Source organism: Paracoccus sp. MC1862 (assembly GCF_016617715.1).
Taxonomy (GTDB): Bacteria; Pseudomonadota; Alphaproteobacteria; order Rhodobacterales; family Rhodobacteraceae; genus Paracoccus.
Window position 1 is genome coordinate 3,254,777 of sequence record NZ_CP067225.1, and the last position, 14,661, is coordinate 3,269,437.

At 68.9% G+C, this 14,661-nt stretch carries 11 protein-coding genes; 7 read left to right on the forward strand and 4 right to left on the reverse strand.

Annotation, left to right across the window (positions count from 1 at the left end; genetic code table 11):
• Positions 1–11: 11 nt before the first annotated feature.
• On the reverse strand, positions 12–1,031 hold the full coding sequence (trpS, locus tag JGR78_RS16130) for a tryptophan--tRNA ligase (protein WP_182790899.1): 1,020 nt from the start codon (positions 1,029–1,031) through the stop codon (positions 12–14).
• Between the two features lie 80 nt (positions 1,032–1,111).
• Between trpS and JGR78_RS16135 the strand changes: the two genes are divergently transcribed.
• Positions 1,112–1,822, forward strand: a complete 711-nt coding sequence (locus tag JGR78_RS16135; RefSeq protein WP_182790898.1) for a rhomboid family intramembrane serine protease — start codon at positions 1,112–1,114, stop codon at positions 1,820–1,822.
• 180 nt (positions 1,823–2,002) lie between these two features.
• On the opposite strand, the gene murJ is transcribed toward JGR78_RS16135, so the two are convergent.
• From murJ to JGR78_RS16150, 3 genes are read right to left on the reverse strand one after another with little or no spacing between them, the layout of a single operon-like run.
• Complete coding sequence (gene murJ, locus JGR78_RS16140) at positions 2,003–3,535, reverse strand: murein biosynthesis integral membrane protein MurJ (protein WP_182790897.1); 1,533 nt, start codon at positions 3,533–3,535, stop codon at positions 2,003–2,005.
• A 4-nt stretch (positions 3,536–3,539) separates the two neighbouring features.
• Positions 3,540–6,332: a [protein-PII] uridylyltransferase gene (locus JGR78_RS16145; protein WP_182790896.1), complete on the reverse strand. Its 2,793-nt coding sequence runs from the start codon at positions 6,330–6,332 to the stop codon at positions 3,540–3,542.
• Between the two features lie 2 nt (positions 6,333–6,334).
• Positions 6,335–7,534, reverse strand: a complete 1,200-nt coding sequence (locus tag JGR78_RS16150) for a penicillin-binding protein activator (RefSeq protein WP_182803395.1) — start codon at positions 7,532–7,534, stop codon at positions 6,335–6,337.
• A 100-nt stretch (positions 7,535–7,634) separates the two neighbouring features.
• On the opposite strand from JGR78_RS16150, the gene rsmI reads away from it, so the two are divergent.
• The 6 genes from rsmI to JGR78_RS16180 all read left to right on the forward strand — a co-directional run bounded on the left by rsmI (position 7,635) and on the right by JGR78_RS16180 (position 14,659).
• Positions 7,635–8,591, forward strand: coding sequence for a 16S rRNA (cytidine(1402)-2'-O)-methyltransferase (gene rsmI / locus JGR78_RS16155; RefSeq protein WP_182803393.1), 957 nt, complete (start codon positions 7,635–7,637; stop codon positions 8,589–8,591).
• The gene (locus tag JGR78_RS16160) at positions 8,566–8,991 is read left to right on the forward strand and encodes a YraN family protein (RefSeq protein ID WP_255434703.1); all 426 of its coding nucleotides are present in this window, start codon (positions 8,566–8,568) and stop codon (positions 8,989–8,991) included. The genes rsmI and JGR78_RS16160 overlap by 26 nt, the downstream gene beginning before the upstream one ends.
• A gap of 70 nt (positions 8,992–9,061) precedes the next feature.
• A complete protein-coding gene (gene gshB / locus JGR78_RS16165; protein WP_182790892.1) occupies positions 9,062–10,018 on the forward strand; it encodes a glutathione synthase in 957 nt (318 codons plus the stop codon).
• 540 nt (positions 10,019–10,558) lie between these two features.
• Positions 10,559–12,073 (forward strand): YifB family Mg chelatase-like AAA ATPase, encoded by a 1,515-nt coding sequence (locus tag JGR78_RS16170; protein ID WP_182803391.1) that lies wholly within the window; start codon positions 10,559–10,561, stop codon positions 12,071–12,073.
• A gap of 250 nt (positions 12,074–12,323) precedes the next feature.
• Entirely contained in the window at positions 12,324–13,613 is a 1,290-nt protein-coding gene (locus tag JGR78_RS16175; RefSeq protein ID WP_182803389.1) for a phosphopantothenate--cysteine ligase family flavoprotein, read from the forward strand.
• Positions 13,610–14,659: a cysteine desulfurase family protein gene (locus JGR78_RS16180; RefSeq protein WP_182803387.1), complete on the forward strand. Its 1,050-nt coding sequence runs from the start codon at positions 13,610–13,612 to the stop codon at positions 14,657–14,659. The genes JGR78_RS16175 and JGR78_RS16180 overlap by 4 nt, the downstream gene beginning before the upstream one ends.
• Positions 14,660–14,661: the final 2 nt, after the last annotated feature.

Sequence of the window (14,661 nt, forward strand, 5' to 3'; positions counted from 1 at the left end):
CAGCCCCGGCCTCAGCGCGCCCCGCGGATCATTCCCATGATCTCGCGCGCTTCCGCCACGATGGGCGAGGCGATGGCATTTGCCCTTTCGGCCCCTTCCAGCAGGATGCGGTCGATCTCGGAAGGATCGCCCATCAACTGGTTCATCCGCCGGGTGATCGGCGCCAGCACCGACACCGCAAGGTCGGCCAGCGCCGGCTTAAAGGCGCCGAAGCCTTGGCCCTCGAAGCGTGCCAGCACCGCGTCGGGCGTCTCGTCCGACAGGGCGGCGTGGATGTTAACGAGGTTCCGCGCCTCGGGCCGGTCCTTCAGCCCCTCCATCGCGCCGGGCAGCGGCTCGGCATCGGTGCGGGCCTTGCGGATCTTCTGGGCGATGGCGTCGGCGTCGTCGGTCAGGTTGATGCGGCTGGCGTCCGAGGGGTCGGACTTGGACATCTTCTTCGTCCCGTCGCGCAGGGACATGACGCGGGTCGCAGCGCCCTCGATCACCGGCTCGGGTGCGGGAAAGAAATCAGTGCCGTAGTCGTGGTTGAACTTGGCCGCGATGTCGCGGGTCAGTTCCACGTGCTGCTTCTGGTCCTCGCCCACCGGCACATGGGTCGCGTGATAGGCAAGGATGTCCGCCGCCATCAGCGCGGGATAGGCATAAAGGCCAAGGCTGACGGCCTCGGCGTTCTTGCCCGCCTTGTCCTTGAACTGGGTCATGCGGTTCATCCAGCCCAAGCGGGCCACGCAGGACAGCATCCAGCCAAGCTCGGCATGGGCGGGGACATGGCTTTGCACGAACAGCACCGACTGCGCCGGGTCGATCCCCGCGGCAAGGAAGGCCGCCGCCGCCTCGCGCGTCTGCTGGCGCAGCCGCTCGGGCTCCTGCCAGACGGTGATCGCGTGCAGGTCCACGAGGCAGTAGATCGTCTCGACCTGCCCCTGCTTTTCGGCAAAGCGGCGCAGGGCGCCGAGGTAGTTGCCCAGCGTCAGACCGCCCGACGGCTGGATGCCCGAGAAGATGCGCGGAGTGTGAACGCGTGCCATGCTGCTGCCTGCTGGAAAATCCGTCGGCGTCGGGATACCCCTTGCCCCTGACAGGCGCAACCGCGCCGGAAAGGACCGCGATGCGCGTCGGAATGAACGAAAGCCCCGTCAACAGCCTGCCCGCCGTGCTGTGGATGCTGGTGGCCCCCATCGCCGCGGCCGAGGCGTATTTCGGCCTCGGCCGCCTGGGCTTCCTTGCGGGCGGCGTCAACGCCGGTCAGGCCGCGCGCCAGATCATGGTCGAGCAGACCGCCTTCGCCCCCGAGTTCCTGGTCCGCGCCTTCGGCCGCTCCTCGGTCGCGGGGGCCGAGCTTTACCGGCTGCTCACCTATCCCTTCGTCCATTACTCTCTGACCCACGCGATCTTCGTCGTGGTGTTCCTGCTGGCGCTGGGCAACATGGTGGCGCGGTCGTTCCGGCCTTGGGCGGTGCTGGCGCTGTTCTTCGCCTCGGCCATCGGCGGCGCGGCGGTCTATTCGGTTGCCGCGGGGATGCTGCCGCTGTTCCGCTTCGACCCCCTGGTGGGGGGCTATGCGCCGGTCTACGGACTGCTCGGCGCCTTCACCTTCCTTTTGTGGACCCGGCTGGGTCAGGAGAACGCCAACCAGCTTCGCGCCTTCACCCTGATCGGGGTGCTGTTGCTGTTCCAGCTTGTGTTCGGCATCGCCTTTGGCGGCGCGGGCAAGAACTGGATCGCCGAGGTCTCGGGCTTCGTGATCGGCTTCGGGCTGTCCTTTGTGCTGATCCCTGGCGGCGTGGGGCGAGTGCGTCGGCGCATCCGCCAGCGGTAGATCATGTCGCGCTGCTGCGGCTGCACCGTCGCCAGCGGGGGTTTCACACCCCCGCGCCCCCGTGGGATATTTCGACGAAGAAGAACTTGCGGAGATTGTTCGCGCTGGTTCTTCTTCGTCCGGCTATCTTGGGATCGTCTTATACGACGATGGGGCAGAACCCCGGCCCGACACTGATCCTCAGCGCCGCCGCCGGACATTGGCGCGCAACTCGGCCGGGCTGATTGCGCCGGTCAGGAAGCTCAGCGCGAAATAACCCGCAGCACCCCCGAAAACGAGGATGGCGAGGTCGGGTATGTCGCCCTCGCCGTCCTGCGCCAGCCACCCTCGCACCACCCACAGCCCTGCCGCCATCAACGCCGAGGACAGGATGATCCGCGGCAGCCGGGCGCGCAGCCGCTGGTCCAGCCGCGCCGAAAGGCCCATGCCGCGCGTGCCCCACCAGAGCTGTCCGACCATGACCCAGGCGGCCACGGTCGTGCCCAGCGCGGCCGCCACGAAGCCGATCAGCGGCATCAGCCCCACCGCGACAACCGCGTTCACGATCATCGAATGAACCGCATAGCGGAAGGGTGTCCGCGTATCCTCGCGCGCGAAATATAGGGGCTGCAGGATCTTCTGCAGGACGAAGGCGGGCAGGCCCAAGGCATAGACGACCAGCGCCCGCGCGGTCATTGCCGTGTCATGGGCGTCGAAGGCGCCGCGCTCGAACAGCGTTGCCACCATGGGCACCGCGATCACGGCGATGGCGAAGGCGGCGGGCAGGGTCAGGAACATCCCGAACTCGGTCGCCCGCGACAGGGCCGACTGGCCGCCCGTCTCGTCGCCCGCCCGCAGGCGGCGGGACAGTTCCGGCAGCAGCACCACCGCCACCGCCGCCCCGACCACGCCCAGCGGCAGTTGATACAGCCGGTCGGAATAGCTGAGCCAGCCGATCGCGCCCTCGAAGAAGGACCCGACCTGCCGCCCCACCAGCAGGTTCACCTGCACGACGCCGCCCGCGAATATCGCCGGCAGCGCGATCGACAGAAGCCGGCGCATGTCGGGGGTCAGCCTCGGCCTGCCGGGCACAAAGCGCCAGCCGGTGCGCGAAGCGTCCCACCAGACCAGCGCCAGTTGCGCCACCCCGGTGAGCGGCGTCGCCCAGGAAAGCGTCAGCCCCAGATCCCATCCCTGCCAGCGCCCCAGCAGCATGGCCAGGATGAACAGCAGGTTCAGCAGCACGGGTGCGGCGGCCGCGACCCCGAAACGGCCATGGGCGTTCAGCACGCCCGAGATCATCGAGGCCAGCGAGATCAGCAGGATATAGGGAAATGTGATCCGCCCGTATTCCACCGCAAGGCCGAAGCGTTCATCGCCCGCGAAGCCCGCCGCCATCAGCCAGACCAGCCCCGGCATCAGGATCATCGCGAGCGCCGAGAACACCGCGACCACGAAGCCCAGCCCGGCAAAGGCGTCGGCGGCGAAGCGCCGGGGGTCCTCGCCCGATTCCAGCTTCTTGGAAAACATCGGCACGAAGGCGGTGTTGAAGGCCCCTTCCGCGAAGAAGCGGCGGAACATGTTGGGCAGCGACAGGGCCACCAGAAAGGCCTCAGCCTGGGCGCCGGTGCCCAGCCAGGCGGCCATCAGGATGTCGCGCACAAAACCCGTCAGCCGGGACATGAAGGTCCAGAGGCCCACGGAGATGAACCCCCGCACCAGTCCGCCACGCATGAATTCAGGCCTCCGCTCGTTCCGCGCCTTCGCGTATCGCCTGATGCAACCTGCGTTCAAGGGCCTCTCGTTTCGCGGGCTGGGTCAGCTTCAGCCCGAAGGCGTCCTTGACGTAGAAGCTGTCCACCACCTGCGCGCCGTAGGTGGCGATCACGGCGCTGACGATCTGGATGTGGTTCGCGGCCAGCGTCCGCGTCAGGTCGTAAAGCAGCCCGGGCCGGTCGCGGGTGTCCACCTGGATGATCGTGTGGATCTCGGACCCCTCGTTGTCGAAGGTGACATGGGTCGGGAAGCGGAAGGCGCGGTCGCGCTTTTTCGGCTTGTCGCGCTCGGTCAGGGCGTCGCGGGGCACGACCTCTCCGGCCAGCGTGCGGAAGATCATGCGCTTGAGCTGGGGCAGGCGGTCGGACGCATAGGGCCGCCCTTCGGCATCCTGCACCCAGAACACGGCGGTCGCATAGCCGTCGCGCGTGGTATAGGTCCGCGCGTCCACCACGTTGGCGCCGACCAGCGCCAGCGCCCCTGCCAGACGCGAGAACAGCCCTGGATGGTCCGCCATGACAAAGGCCGCCCGCGTCGCGTCCCGCCGCAGGTCGGGGTCCAGGTCCATGCGGATCTCGTCGGCCGAGATGCCTTTCAGCAGCCGGGCGAAGACCTGCTGCGTGTCCGTGGGCAGCCCCTGCCAGTAGCTGTCGTAATGCCGCCTGACCTCGGCGCGGATGTCGGCGGGCGCCCAGCCTTGGGCGGTCAGCAGGTGGCGCAGGCTGCGGCGCGCCTCGTCCACGCGCTGCTCGCGGTTGACATCCTCAAGCCCGTTTTCCAGCACGTCCGCCGTCAGCCGGTGCAGCTTGCGCAGAAGCTCGGCCTTCCAGTTGTTCCAGGTGGTCGGCCCCACGCCCCGGATGTCGCAGACGGTCAGCACCGCCAGCAGGTCCAGCCTCTGGCGCGAGCGCACCGCTTTGGCGAAATCGCGCAGCGTGCGCGGGTCCGAGATGTCGCGCTTCTGCGCCACGTCCGACATGAGCAGGTGGTTGCGGATCAGCCATTCGACCAGTTCGATCCGCGCGGGGTCCAGCCCCAGGCGCTGGCACACCCGCCGGGCGATCTGCGCCCCGATGATCGAGTGATCCTCGGGGCGTCCCTTGCCGATGTCGTGCAGCAGGGTGGCGAGGTAGATCACCGTCCGGTCCAGCTTGCCCTCGGCCATGACGGCGCTGACGATGGGCAGGTCCTCGACCAGTTCGCCCCGCTCGATCTGCGCCAGCGCCGCCACGCATTGGATCAGGTGCTCGTCCACCGTGTAGTGGTGATAGACGTTGAACTGCATCATCGCGACGATGCGCTCGAATTCGGGAATATAGGCGCCCAGCACGCCCAGTTCGTTCATCCGGCGCAGGGCGCGTTCCGGGTTGCCGTGCTTCAGCAGCAGGTCGAGGAAGATGCGCGCGGCCTCGGGGTCGGCGCGCATGGGCTCGTCGATGCGGTAAAGGTTCTGCGCCACCAGCCGCATCGCCTCGGGGTGGATCAGGATGCCGCTGCGCAGGGCTTCCTCGAAGACGCGCAGGATGTTCAGGGGATCGGCGAAGAAGCTGTCAGGATCGGCGATGGCAAGGCGCCCGGTTTCCACCCTGAAGCCTGCGGCGACCCTTGGCTTGCGGAACCGTTCCAGAAGGGTTGCGCGATACAGGTGGCGCTGTTCCAGCCCGGTCAGGAAGACGCGGGTCAACTCGCCCACGCGGGTGGCCTGACGGAAATAATCCTGCATGAAGATCTCGACCCCCCGCCGCCCGCCCGCGTCGCGGTAGCCCATGCGGCCCGCCACTTCGACCTGCATGTCGAAGCTGAGCTTTTCGACTGCGCGGCCGGCGACCAGATGCATGTGGCAGCGGACGGCCCACAGGAAATCCTCGGCCGCCCAGAAGGTCGTGTGCTCGGCGCGGGTGAAATGGCCGGCGTCCACCAGCTCGATCGCGCGGTCCACTTGGTGGATGTATTTGGCGATCCAGTAAAGCGTCTGCAGGTCGCGCAGCCCGCCCTTGCCTTCCTTGACGTTGGGTTCCAGCACATAGCGTCGGCCGCCCTGCCGGCGGTGGCGCTCCTTCCGCTCCTCCAGCTTGGCCTCGATGAACTGGGGCACCGTGCGCTCGAAGAGTTCCGGCCACAGGCGTTCGCGCAGGGTCTGCCCCAGCAGGGCGTCGCCGCAGACCAGCCGGTGTTCCAGCAGGCTGGTGCGGATGGTCATGTCGGCCTCGGCCAGCCGGATGCATTCGTCGATGGACCGCGTGGCCTGCCCGACCTTCAGCTTGAGATCCCACAGCATGTAGAGCATCGATTCGATGACGCTTTCGATCCAGCCGGTGGGTTTCCAGGGCAGCAGGAACAGCAGGTCCACGTCGGAATGGGGCGCCATCTCGCCACGCCCATAGCCGCCGACGGCCAGCACCGCCAGCCGCTCGCCCTCGGTCGGCGCGAGGTTCGGATGCAGGCGCACGGTGGCGACATGGTGGATGGCGCGGACGGTGGCATCGGTCAGCTGCGCGATGGCGCGGACCGTCTCTCGCCCCTTGCGGGGGTGGCTGGCAAGGCCCGCGACGATGTCGGCCATCGCCTCGGCGCGGGCGGTGGACAGCAGCGCCACGGTGCGGGCACGGATCTCGCGCGGGTCGGTCAACCCCTGCAGCGCGGCGTCCAGCCCGATGATCGCGGATTCGCTGTCGAACAACGGATGCGCCCCGGGCAGGGCCGGGGCGCTCTGGATCGGCTGAACGGCGGCGCCGTCCTCTGCGGATCGGATCAAGATCAGAAACCGGCGCCGCGGAAGCTGCGGCTGGGCGGGTCGATGATGACAAGCTGCCCGTTCCGCAGGGTGGCGACCGCAAGCTGGCGCTGGTTGCCGCCGTCGGGCAGCAGGCGGAAGGCGCCCTGGATGCCGGCGAATCCGCTGCCGCGGGTCAGCCCGGCGGTGGTCACGGCATCGCGCCGCCCGGCGCGGACCTGCGCCGCGATGGCCGAAACCCCGTCATAGGCCAGCGTCGCGAATTCATGCGGCTGCTCGCCGAAGGCGGCGCGGTAGCGGGCGTTGAACTCGGCGATGCGAGGCAGGTCGGGGACCGCGAACCAGCCGTTCTGGAGTTGCGGCAGGCCGGCACGGTCGCTCGGGATGTCCCAGCGGGTCAGGCCCATCAACTGGATCGACTGCCCGCTCAGCCCGACATCCGCCAGCGCGCCGGTGATCTCGGGCAGAACGGCCACGTTGTTGCCGGTCAGAAAGATCGCCTGCGCCTGGTTGGCGGCCGCCGCCCGGGCGATGGTGGGGGCGATGCGGTCCATCTCGGCCCGCGTCGGCCCGTGGCCGGTCTTGCCGACGGTGGTCGCGCGGTTGCGGGCGATGGCGCCCTCGATGGCATTGCCGCCGATCTGGCCTGCGACATCCGTCTCGTGGACGATGAGGAAGCGGCTGAGGCCCCGGTCCACTCCATAGGAGACCAGCCGGTTTGCGGTGTTCGCGAAGGTGTTGCCCAGCACGAACAGGTTGCCGCCGGCGATGTCGGCGTTGTTCGAGAATGACACGACGTTCACCCGCCCGCGCACCGCATTGCCCACTGCATTGGCCGACTCCGCATGCAACGGTCCGACGATGACCTTGGCGCCCTCGCCGACCGCACGGTTCGCTTCCTGCACCGCGCGGGCCGCGTCGTCACCGCTTTCATAGACCCGCAGGTCGATGCGGGCGCCCTGCGCGTCGGCCACCGCCATCCGCGCCGCATTCGCCATCGACCGCGCCATGTAGTCGTAGTTCGGATCGCCCGAGCCGCCCGGCACCAGCAGCGCGACCTGCACCGGCTGTGACGGGTCGATGACCGGGCCGGTCTGCGGGCCGGAAGCCTGCTCCTGCACCGGCTCGCAGGCGGCAAGTGCCAGTGCCGAGACCAGCGCCGCCACGCGCATCAGAGGGCGGCGCCAAGACGCCGAGGCGGGCCGCAGGGGGATGGAGACCATCGGGTGATTCCCTTGTTCTGGAATGCCGGTTCGGGCGGAAGGGTAGCCACAGTCCTTCCGCCGTGGCAACCTGACGCCCCGACCGGACGAAAGGCCGTTGATGCGCGAAGACGAACGATCCGGCCGCCACGAGGCGGTTCCTCCAGGGGCCGAGCCTGCGCGCGTTCTCGCGGCCTCGGTCCTCGCCTCGCGACTTGATCCGGGGCTTTACCTTGTCGCAACGCCCATCGGGGCCGCGCGGGACATTACGCTGCGGGCGCTCGACGTGCTGAACGCCGCCGACCTGCTGGCGGCCGAGGACACCCGCACCCTGCGCCACCTGATGTCGATCCACGGGGTTCCGCTGCGCGGGCGGCGCATCCTTGCCTATCACGACCACAATGCCGACCGCGCCCGGCCCTCGATTCTGACCGCGATCAATGAGGGGCTTTCGGTCGCTTATTGCTCGGACGCGGGCACACCGCTGGTGGCCGATCCGGGGTTCCGGCTGTCGCGGGACGTGGCGGAGGCAGGGGGGCGGGTCCATGCCGTTCCTGGCGCCTCGGCCCTGCTGGCGGCGCTGACGGTGGCGGGGCTGCCGACGGACCGCTTTCTCTTTGCGGGCTTCGCGCCGTCGCAGAAGGGGGCGCGGCGGCGCTGGCTGGAACGGCAGGCGGGACTGGATGCGACGGTGGTGATATTCGAAAGCCCGCGGCGCGTTAAGGATATGTTGAAAGATCTCTGCGAGATCGACGGGGACCGTGATATCGCGGTTTGCAGGGAACTGACGAAGAAGTTCGAAGAGGTTCTGCGCGGACCCGCCCGGACGGTGATGGAGGCGATCCCCGAGGAGGGTTTGCGGGGCGAGGTCGTGGTGGTGATGGCGCCGGCTGGCGAGGTGGTAGCGGGCGACGAGGCGGTTCGTGCCGCGCTTGCCTGTCGGCTGGGCAGGATGACCATGCGGGACGCAGCGGCCGAGGTGGCAGTTGCGGTCGGACGCCCGCGCAAGGATGTGTATCGCATGGCCTTGGCCATGCAGGAGGAACGGGACGATGACGGTGCTGATGCCCTGGACTGATGCCGCAAGGCCTGCGCCGCGCCGTTCCGCTCATGGCCGCGTGGCGCGCGGGATCGCCGCCCAGGCCAGCGGCCATGCGGCCGAGCGTCTGGTGGCAGACCGCTATGCCGGGCGCGGCTGCGAGATCCTGGAACGCTGCTGGCGCAGCCCGGCGGGCGAGGTGGACCTGATCCTGCGCGACGGCGCCGCCATCGTCTTTGTCGAGGTCAAGAAATCCGGAACCCATGACATCGCCGCCCAGCGCATCTCGCGCCGGCAGATGGACCGGATCTGCCGGGCTGCGCTGCTGTATTCCGACCGCTTGCCCGGCGGATCGCTGACCGAGATGCGCTTCGACGCGGCCCTGGTGGATGCCTCCGGCCGGGTCGAGATCGTCGAGAACGCCTTCGGCCTGAACTGACCCTGTGCTTGCATCGCCCGGACGCCCGCGCCAGAACCGGGCGAGTTCAACCCCAGCCCCGGAGCCGACGATGCCCCTCAAGGTCGCCCTGCAGATGGACCCGATCGAGAATGTCTCGATCTCGGCCGACTCGACGTTCCGGATCGGGCTGGAAGCCGAAGCGAGGGGCCACAGCCTGTTCCAGTACACGCCCGACGCGCTGATCTTCGACGAAGGGCGGCTGTCCGCGCGCGGCCGCGACGTGACCCTGCGGCGGGAACAGGGCAACCACGTCACCTTCGGCGAATGGCGCACGGCCGACCTGACCGAGTTCGACGTCGTCTGGCTGCGCCAGGACCCGCCCTTCGACATGGGCTATGTCACCACCACGCATCTGCTGGACCGCATCCACCCTGACGTGCTGGTGGTGAACGATCCCTTCTGGGTCAGGAACTCGCCGGAAAAGCTGTTCGTGCTGGATTTCCCCGACCTGACGCCCCCCACCATGATCGCCCGCGACGTCGAGGCGATCCGCGCCTTCCGCCAGCGCCATGACGAGATCATCATCAAGCCGCTTTACGGCAACGGCGGGGCGGGGGTCTTCCACCTGCCGCAGGCCGATGCCAACCTCTCGGCGCTGCTCGAACTTTTCGGCGGCCTCAGCCGCGAGCCGGTGATCGTGCAGAAATACCTGCCCGCCGTGGTCAAGGGCGACAAGCGCGTGATCCTCGTGGACGGGGAACCGGTCGGCGCGATCAACCGCATCCCGGCCGAGGGCGAGGCGCGGTCCAACATGCATGTCGGCGGCCGCCCCGAGAAGGTGGGCCTGACACAGCGCGAACGCGAGATCTGCGCCGCCATCGGCCCGGTCCTGCGTGAGAAGGGGCTGATCTTCGTCGGCATCGACGTGATCGACGGCTGGCTGACCGAGATCAACGTGACCTCGCCCACCGGCATCCAGGAGCTTGAGCGTTTCGATGGCATCAACGCCGCCGCCCTGATCTGGGAGGCGATCGAGCGCCGCCGCGCCTCTGCGCGGCAAGCCTGACGACTCGCCGGACGAGGATGCGGGGTGGTGCAGACCCAGCCGCGCCGTGATCGGCATGGCGTCCCGGCCGGCTGACGGGGATCAACGCAAAGGCGCCAGCCGGCATCGGGGGTTCCCGGCGCTCCGGCGATGACGCCGCCTGATCTGAAAGGTAACAAAGGTCGCGGCGCCATTGCTCCGCACTGTTCAAGCGGATGGTTGCCGCCACCGGCCCGACACCGCGCCTTGACGCCTTTCTGCCCGCCCGGCCGCGTTATCGTGGTGTGCACAAGGTCAGCGCGTGGATGGCAGAACCCATGGAGGCCAACGTGAGCTTCGTGCGAAGGGCGGGTCATCACCCGCCACATCCGTGTCCGTCCCCACGCGACATCGGAATTGCCGCGGCGGCATCTCTGCTTTCCGGCCCAGCGGGCAGATCGTGACCGGGCCGACGCTGACGAGCCTCGATGATTTTCAGGCGATTCTTGCCGATCAACGCCGGCCTTTAACGATTTTGAAAGGCTTTGTCCCTAAGCCGGTTCCGAACCGGACGGAGGGAAAATGGTCGCGATCGCCTATACCGTCGCTTTCGACGGGATCGAGGCGCGACTGGTCGAGGTGCAGGCGGCGGTCTCGCCCGGCCTGCCCTCCTTCACCATCGTGGGCCTGCCCGACAAGGCGGTCAGCGAGGCGCGGGAACGTATCCGCGCAGCCTTCGGCGCCATGTCGGTGGCGATGCCGAACAAGCGGGTGACGGTGAACCTGTCGCCTGCCGACCTGCCCAAGGAAGGCTCGCATTTCGACCTGCCCATCGCGCTTGCGGTGCTGGCGGTGCTGGAGGTGCTGCCGGCGGATGAGCTTGAGGGCGTTGTCTCTCTGGGGGAACTTGCGCTGGACGGGCGGCTGGTTTCGGTCGCGGGCGCCTTGCCGGCCGCGATGGCTGCCGCCGAAGAGCAGCGGGTGCTGATCTGCCCGCCCGCCTGCGGACCCGAGGCGGCATGGGTCGGCGCGGTGCCGGTGATCGCGCCCAAGGGGCTGCGGCAGGTCGTCGATCACCTGACCGGCCGCGCGCCGGTGGCGCCCTCCGAGCCGGGGCGGGTGGTGCGCACGCCCCGGCTGGCCGACATGGCCGACGTCAAGGGACAGGAACGCGCCAAGCGGGCGCTGGAGATCGCCGCTGCCGGAAGGCACCATCTGCTGATGGTCGGCCCGCCGGGGTCGGGCAAGTCGATGCTCGCTGCCCGGCTGCCGGGATTGATGCCGGAACTGACGCCGGTCGAGGCGCTGGAAACCTCGATGATCCAGTCGCTGGCGGGGATGCTGACCGAAGGCGGGATTTCGCGCGAGGCGCCGTTCCGTGATCCGCATCACACCGCCTCGATGGCCGCCATCGTCGGCGGCGGGCGGGGGGCAAAGCCCGGAGAGATCAGCCTTGCCCATAACGGCGTGCTGTTCATGGACGAACTGCCCGAATTTCCCCGGCAGGTGCTGGAAACCCTGCGCCAGCCGCTGGAAACGGGCGAGGTCGTGGTGGCGCGGGCCAATGCCCATGTGCGCTATCCCTGCCGCTTCCTGCTGATCGCGGCGGCGAACCCCTGCCGCTGCGGGCATCTGGCGGATGCGGCGCGGGCCTGCGCGCGGGCGCCGCAATGCGGGGCGGATTACATGGGCAAACTCTCGGGGCCGCTGATGGACCGCTTCGATCTGCGGATCGAGGTGCCCGCGGTGGCCGTCAGCGATCTTGAAGGGCAGCCCGGAGGCGAGACCTCGGCCACTGTCGCGGCGCGGATCGAAGCGGCGCGCGAGCGGCAGGCGCATCGCTTTGCCCGGCATCCCGGAATGCGGGTGAACGCGGATGCCTCGGGCCCGGTGCTGGAGGAGATCGCCGCGCCCGACGGCGAGGGGCGCAGCCTGCTGCATCGTTCAGCCGAGCGGCTGGGCCTGAGCGCCCGCGGCTATCACCGCGTGTTGCGGACGGCCCGCACCATCGCGGATCTCGACCATTCCGGGGATGTGCGCGCGCCGCACATCGCCGAGGCGATCGGGTATCGGCTGCCGTTTGCGGCAGGGGTGTGAGGAAAGATCCCGCCAAGGGTCGGATGGGCATGGTTCCGGGTCGCAGGACCCATCAGGTGCCGGCTTTGCGGCTGTGCCGTAACCGGCGGGATCACGCGAGCGTCGCTGCCGCATAGGTATTTGAACCAGAAAGAAGCTGCCGGAGGCTGCTTTCTGGAAGGTCGTATGTTGCGGGCTTCCTTGCCCCGTGGGGTCCGGTCTTCTAAGTCTCGTCGCAACTGCCAGCCAAGTCAGGGACGAGGAACAAGGGATGCAGGGAAAGCGCGTTCTGCTGATCGTGGGGGGCGGCATCGCCGCCTTCAAGATCCCCGAGCTTGTGCGGCTGCTGAAAGGCGCAGGCATGGGCGTCGCCACGGTTCTGACTGAAGGAGGCGCGCAGTTCGTGACGCCCCTGACGCTGTCGGCCTTGTCGAACGAGGTCTGCCACACCGCCCTATGGGACCTGACCCGCGAGGCCGAGATGGGGCATATCCAGTTGTCGCGATCCGCCGATCTGGTGGTGGTGGCGCCGGCGACCGCCGACCTGATGGCGAAGATGGCGGGGGGGCACGCGGACGACCTTGCCTCGACCCTGCTGATGGCGACCGACAAGCGGGTGCTGATCGCGCCCGCCATGAACGTGCGGATGTGGGAGCATCCGGCGACGCAGCGCAACCGCGTGGCGCTGGACAGCGACGGGGTGCTGTTCGTCGGTCCCGACGAGGGCGACATGGCCTGCGGCGAATGGGGCGAGGGCCGGATGGCCGAGCCGGAGGCGATTTTCGATGCGATCCGCAATGCGCTGGAGGATGCGGATGCCGAGCGGCCGCTGCGGCTGACGGGGGTGCTGCGGCTTCCGCCCGAGGCGGTCGTGGTGCCGGGTCTGACGGCGGGGCCGCTGACGGGGCGGCATGTCGTCGTCACCTCGGGGCCGACGCATGAGCCGATCGACCCGGTGCGCTATATCGCGAACCGATCCTCGGGGGCACAGGGCACAGCCGTTGCGGCGGGTTTGCGCGATCTGGGCGCGCGCGTGACCTTTGTGACGGGACCGGCGAGCGTGCCGCCGCCTGCGGGGGTGCAGGTGGTGCGGGTGGAAACCGCGGCAGAGATGCGCGCCGCGGTCGAGGCGGCTCTGCCCGCCGATGCGGCGGTGATGGCGGCGGCGGTGGCCGACTGGCGGGTGACCAGCCCCTCGGACCGCAAGATCAAGAAGGACGGCTCGGGCCGTCCGCCGGCGCTTGAGATGGCCGAGAACCCCGATATCCTCGCCTGGATCAGCCGGGCCCAGGCGCGTCCGCGGCTGGTCGTGGGTTTCGCGGCGGAAACGGATGACGTGGTCGCGAATGCCACCGCCAAGCGCCGCCGCAAGGGCTGCGACTGGATCGTGGCGAATGACGTGAGCCCCGCGACCGGGGTGATGGGCGGGACCGAGAACAGCGTGATCCTCGTCACCGAGACGAACACCGAGCATTGGCCGCAACTGCCCAAGGAGGAGGTCGGCCGCCGTCTGGCCGCCCGCATCGCCGACCGGCTGGGCAGCGGCGCGGGCAGCGAATGAGCCGCGTTTATCTGGACTGGAACGCCACCGCGCCGCTGCGGCCCGACGCGCGGGCGGCAATGGCCGGGGCCTTCGACATCATCGGTAACCCGTCGAGCGTCCATGCCGAGGGGCGGGCCGCCAAGATGCTGCTGGAACGGTCGCGCGAGGAACTGGCCGAGACGCTGGGCGCGTCCCGCGCCGATATCGTCTTCACCTCGGGCTCGACCGAGGCCGCCGCGCTGGCGCTGGAAGGGCAGGGGCTTGCCTGCGCAGGCGTCGAGCATGACTGTGTGCGGGCATGGGGCGAGGAGGAGCTGGCGGTTGACGCAAGTGGCCGCGTGACCGTGCACGATCCGGCCCGCACGACGCTGCAGTTAGCCAACAGTGAGACGGGGGTGATCCAGGACCTGCCGCAGGGGCTCGCGGTCAGCGACCTGACGCAGGGCTTTGGGAAGATCCCGATGGCCTTCGACTGGCTGGGGGTGCGGGCGGGTTTCGTCACCGCCCACAAGCTGGGCGGTCCGCGCGGTATCGGCGCGCTGATCCTTGCCGAGGGCGAGGATCGGCCCGCGCGTCTGCGCGGTGGCGGGCAGGAAAGCGGACGCCGGGCAGGCACGGAAAACCTTGCCGCCATCGCCGGTTTTGCTGCCGCCGCGAAGGCCGCGCAGCGTGATCTTGCCGCCGGAATCCCCGAAAGACTTGCCGGGATGCGAGAACATCTGCGCGAGAGGTTGGAAGATGCCGAGGGAAACACTATGTTTCCGGGGCGCGTATCCCGATGCCTGCCGCAGACGCTGTCCATCCTCACGCCGGGGTGGAAGGGCGAGACGCAGGTGATGCAGATGGACCTGGCCGGCTTTGCCGTCTCTGCCGGGTCGGCCTGCAGTTCCGGCAAGGTCCGGTCCAGCGGGGTGCTGCGCGCGATGGGCGTGGCCGAGGCGGATGCGGCTTGCGCGTTGCGCGTCTCGTTCGGGGGAACGACGACGGTTGAGGAATTGGACCGCTTTGCCGAAGCGTGGCTTGCCGCCCGCGACCGATGGCGAAGCAAGCAGGGAAGAAGGTAACC

Coding starts and splice junctions, on each gene's coding strand:
- trpS (WP_182790899.1), bottom strand. CDS start 1,031: ATGGCACGCGTTCACACTCCGCGCATCTTCTCGGGCATCCAGCCGTCG.
- JGR78_RS16135 (WP_182790898.1), top strand. CDS start 1,112: ATGCGCGTCGGAATGAACGAAAGCCCCGTCAACAGCCTGCCCGCCGTG.
- murJ (WP_182790897.1), bottom strand. CDS start 3,535: ATGCGTGGCGGACTGGTGCGGGGGTTCATCTCCGTGGGCCTCTGGACC.
- JGR78_RS16150 (WP_182803395.1), bottom strand. CDS start 7,534: ATGGTCTCCATCCCCCTGCGGCCCGCCTCGGCGTCTTGGCGCCGCCCT.
- rsmI (WP_182803393.1), top strand. CDS start 7,635: ATGCGCGAAGACGAACGATCCGGCCGCCACGAGGCGGTTCCTCCAGGG.
- JGR78_RS16160 (WP_255434703.1), top strand. CDS start 8,566: ATGACGGTGCTGATGCCCTGGACTGATGCCGCAAGGCCTGCGCCGCGC.
- gshB (WP_182790892.1), top strand. CDS start 9,062: ATGCCCCTCAAGGTCGCCCTGCAGATGGACCCGATCGAGAATGTCTCG.
- JGR78_RS16170 (WP_182803391.1), top strand. CDS start 10,559: ATGGTCGCGATCGCCTATACCGTCGCTTTCGACGGGATCGAGGCGCGA.
- JGR78_RS16175 (WP_182803389.1), top strand. CDS start 12,324: ATGCAGGGAAAGCGCGTTCTGCTGATCGTGGGGGGCGGCATCGCCGCC.
- JGR78_RS16180 (WP_182803387.1), top strand. CDS start 13,610: ATGAGCCGCGTTTATCTGGACTGGAACGCCACCGCGCCGCTGCGGCCC.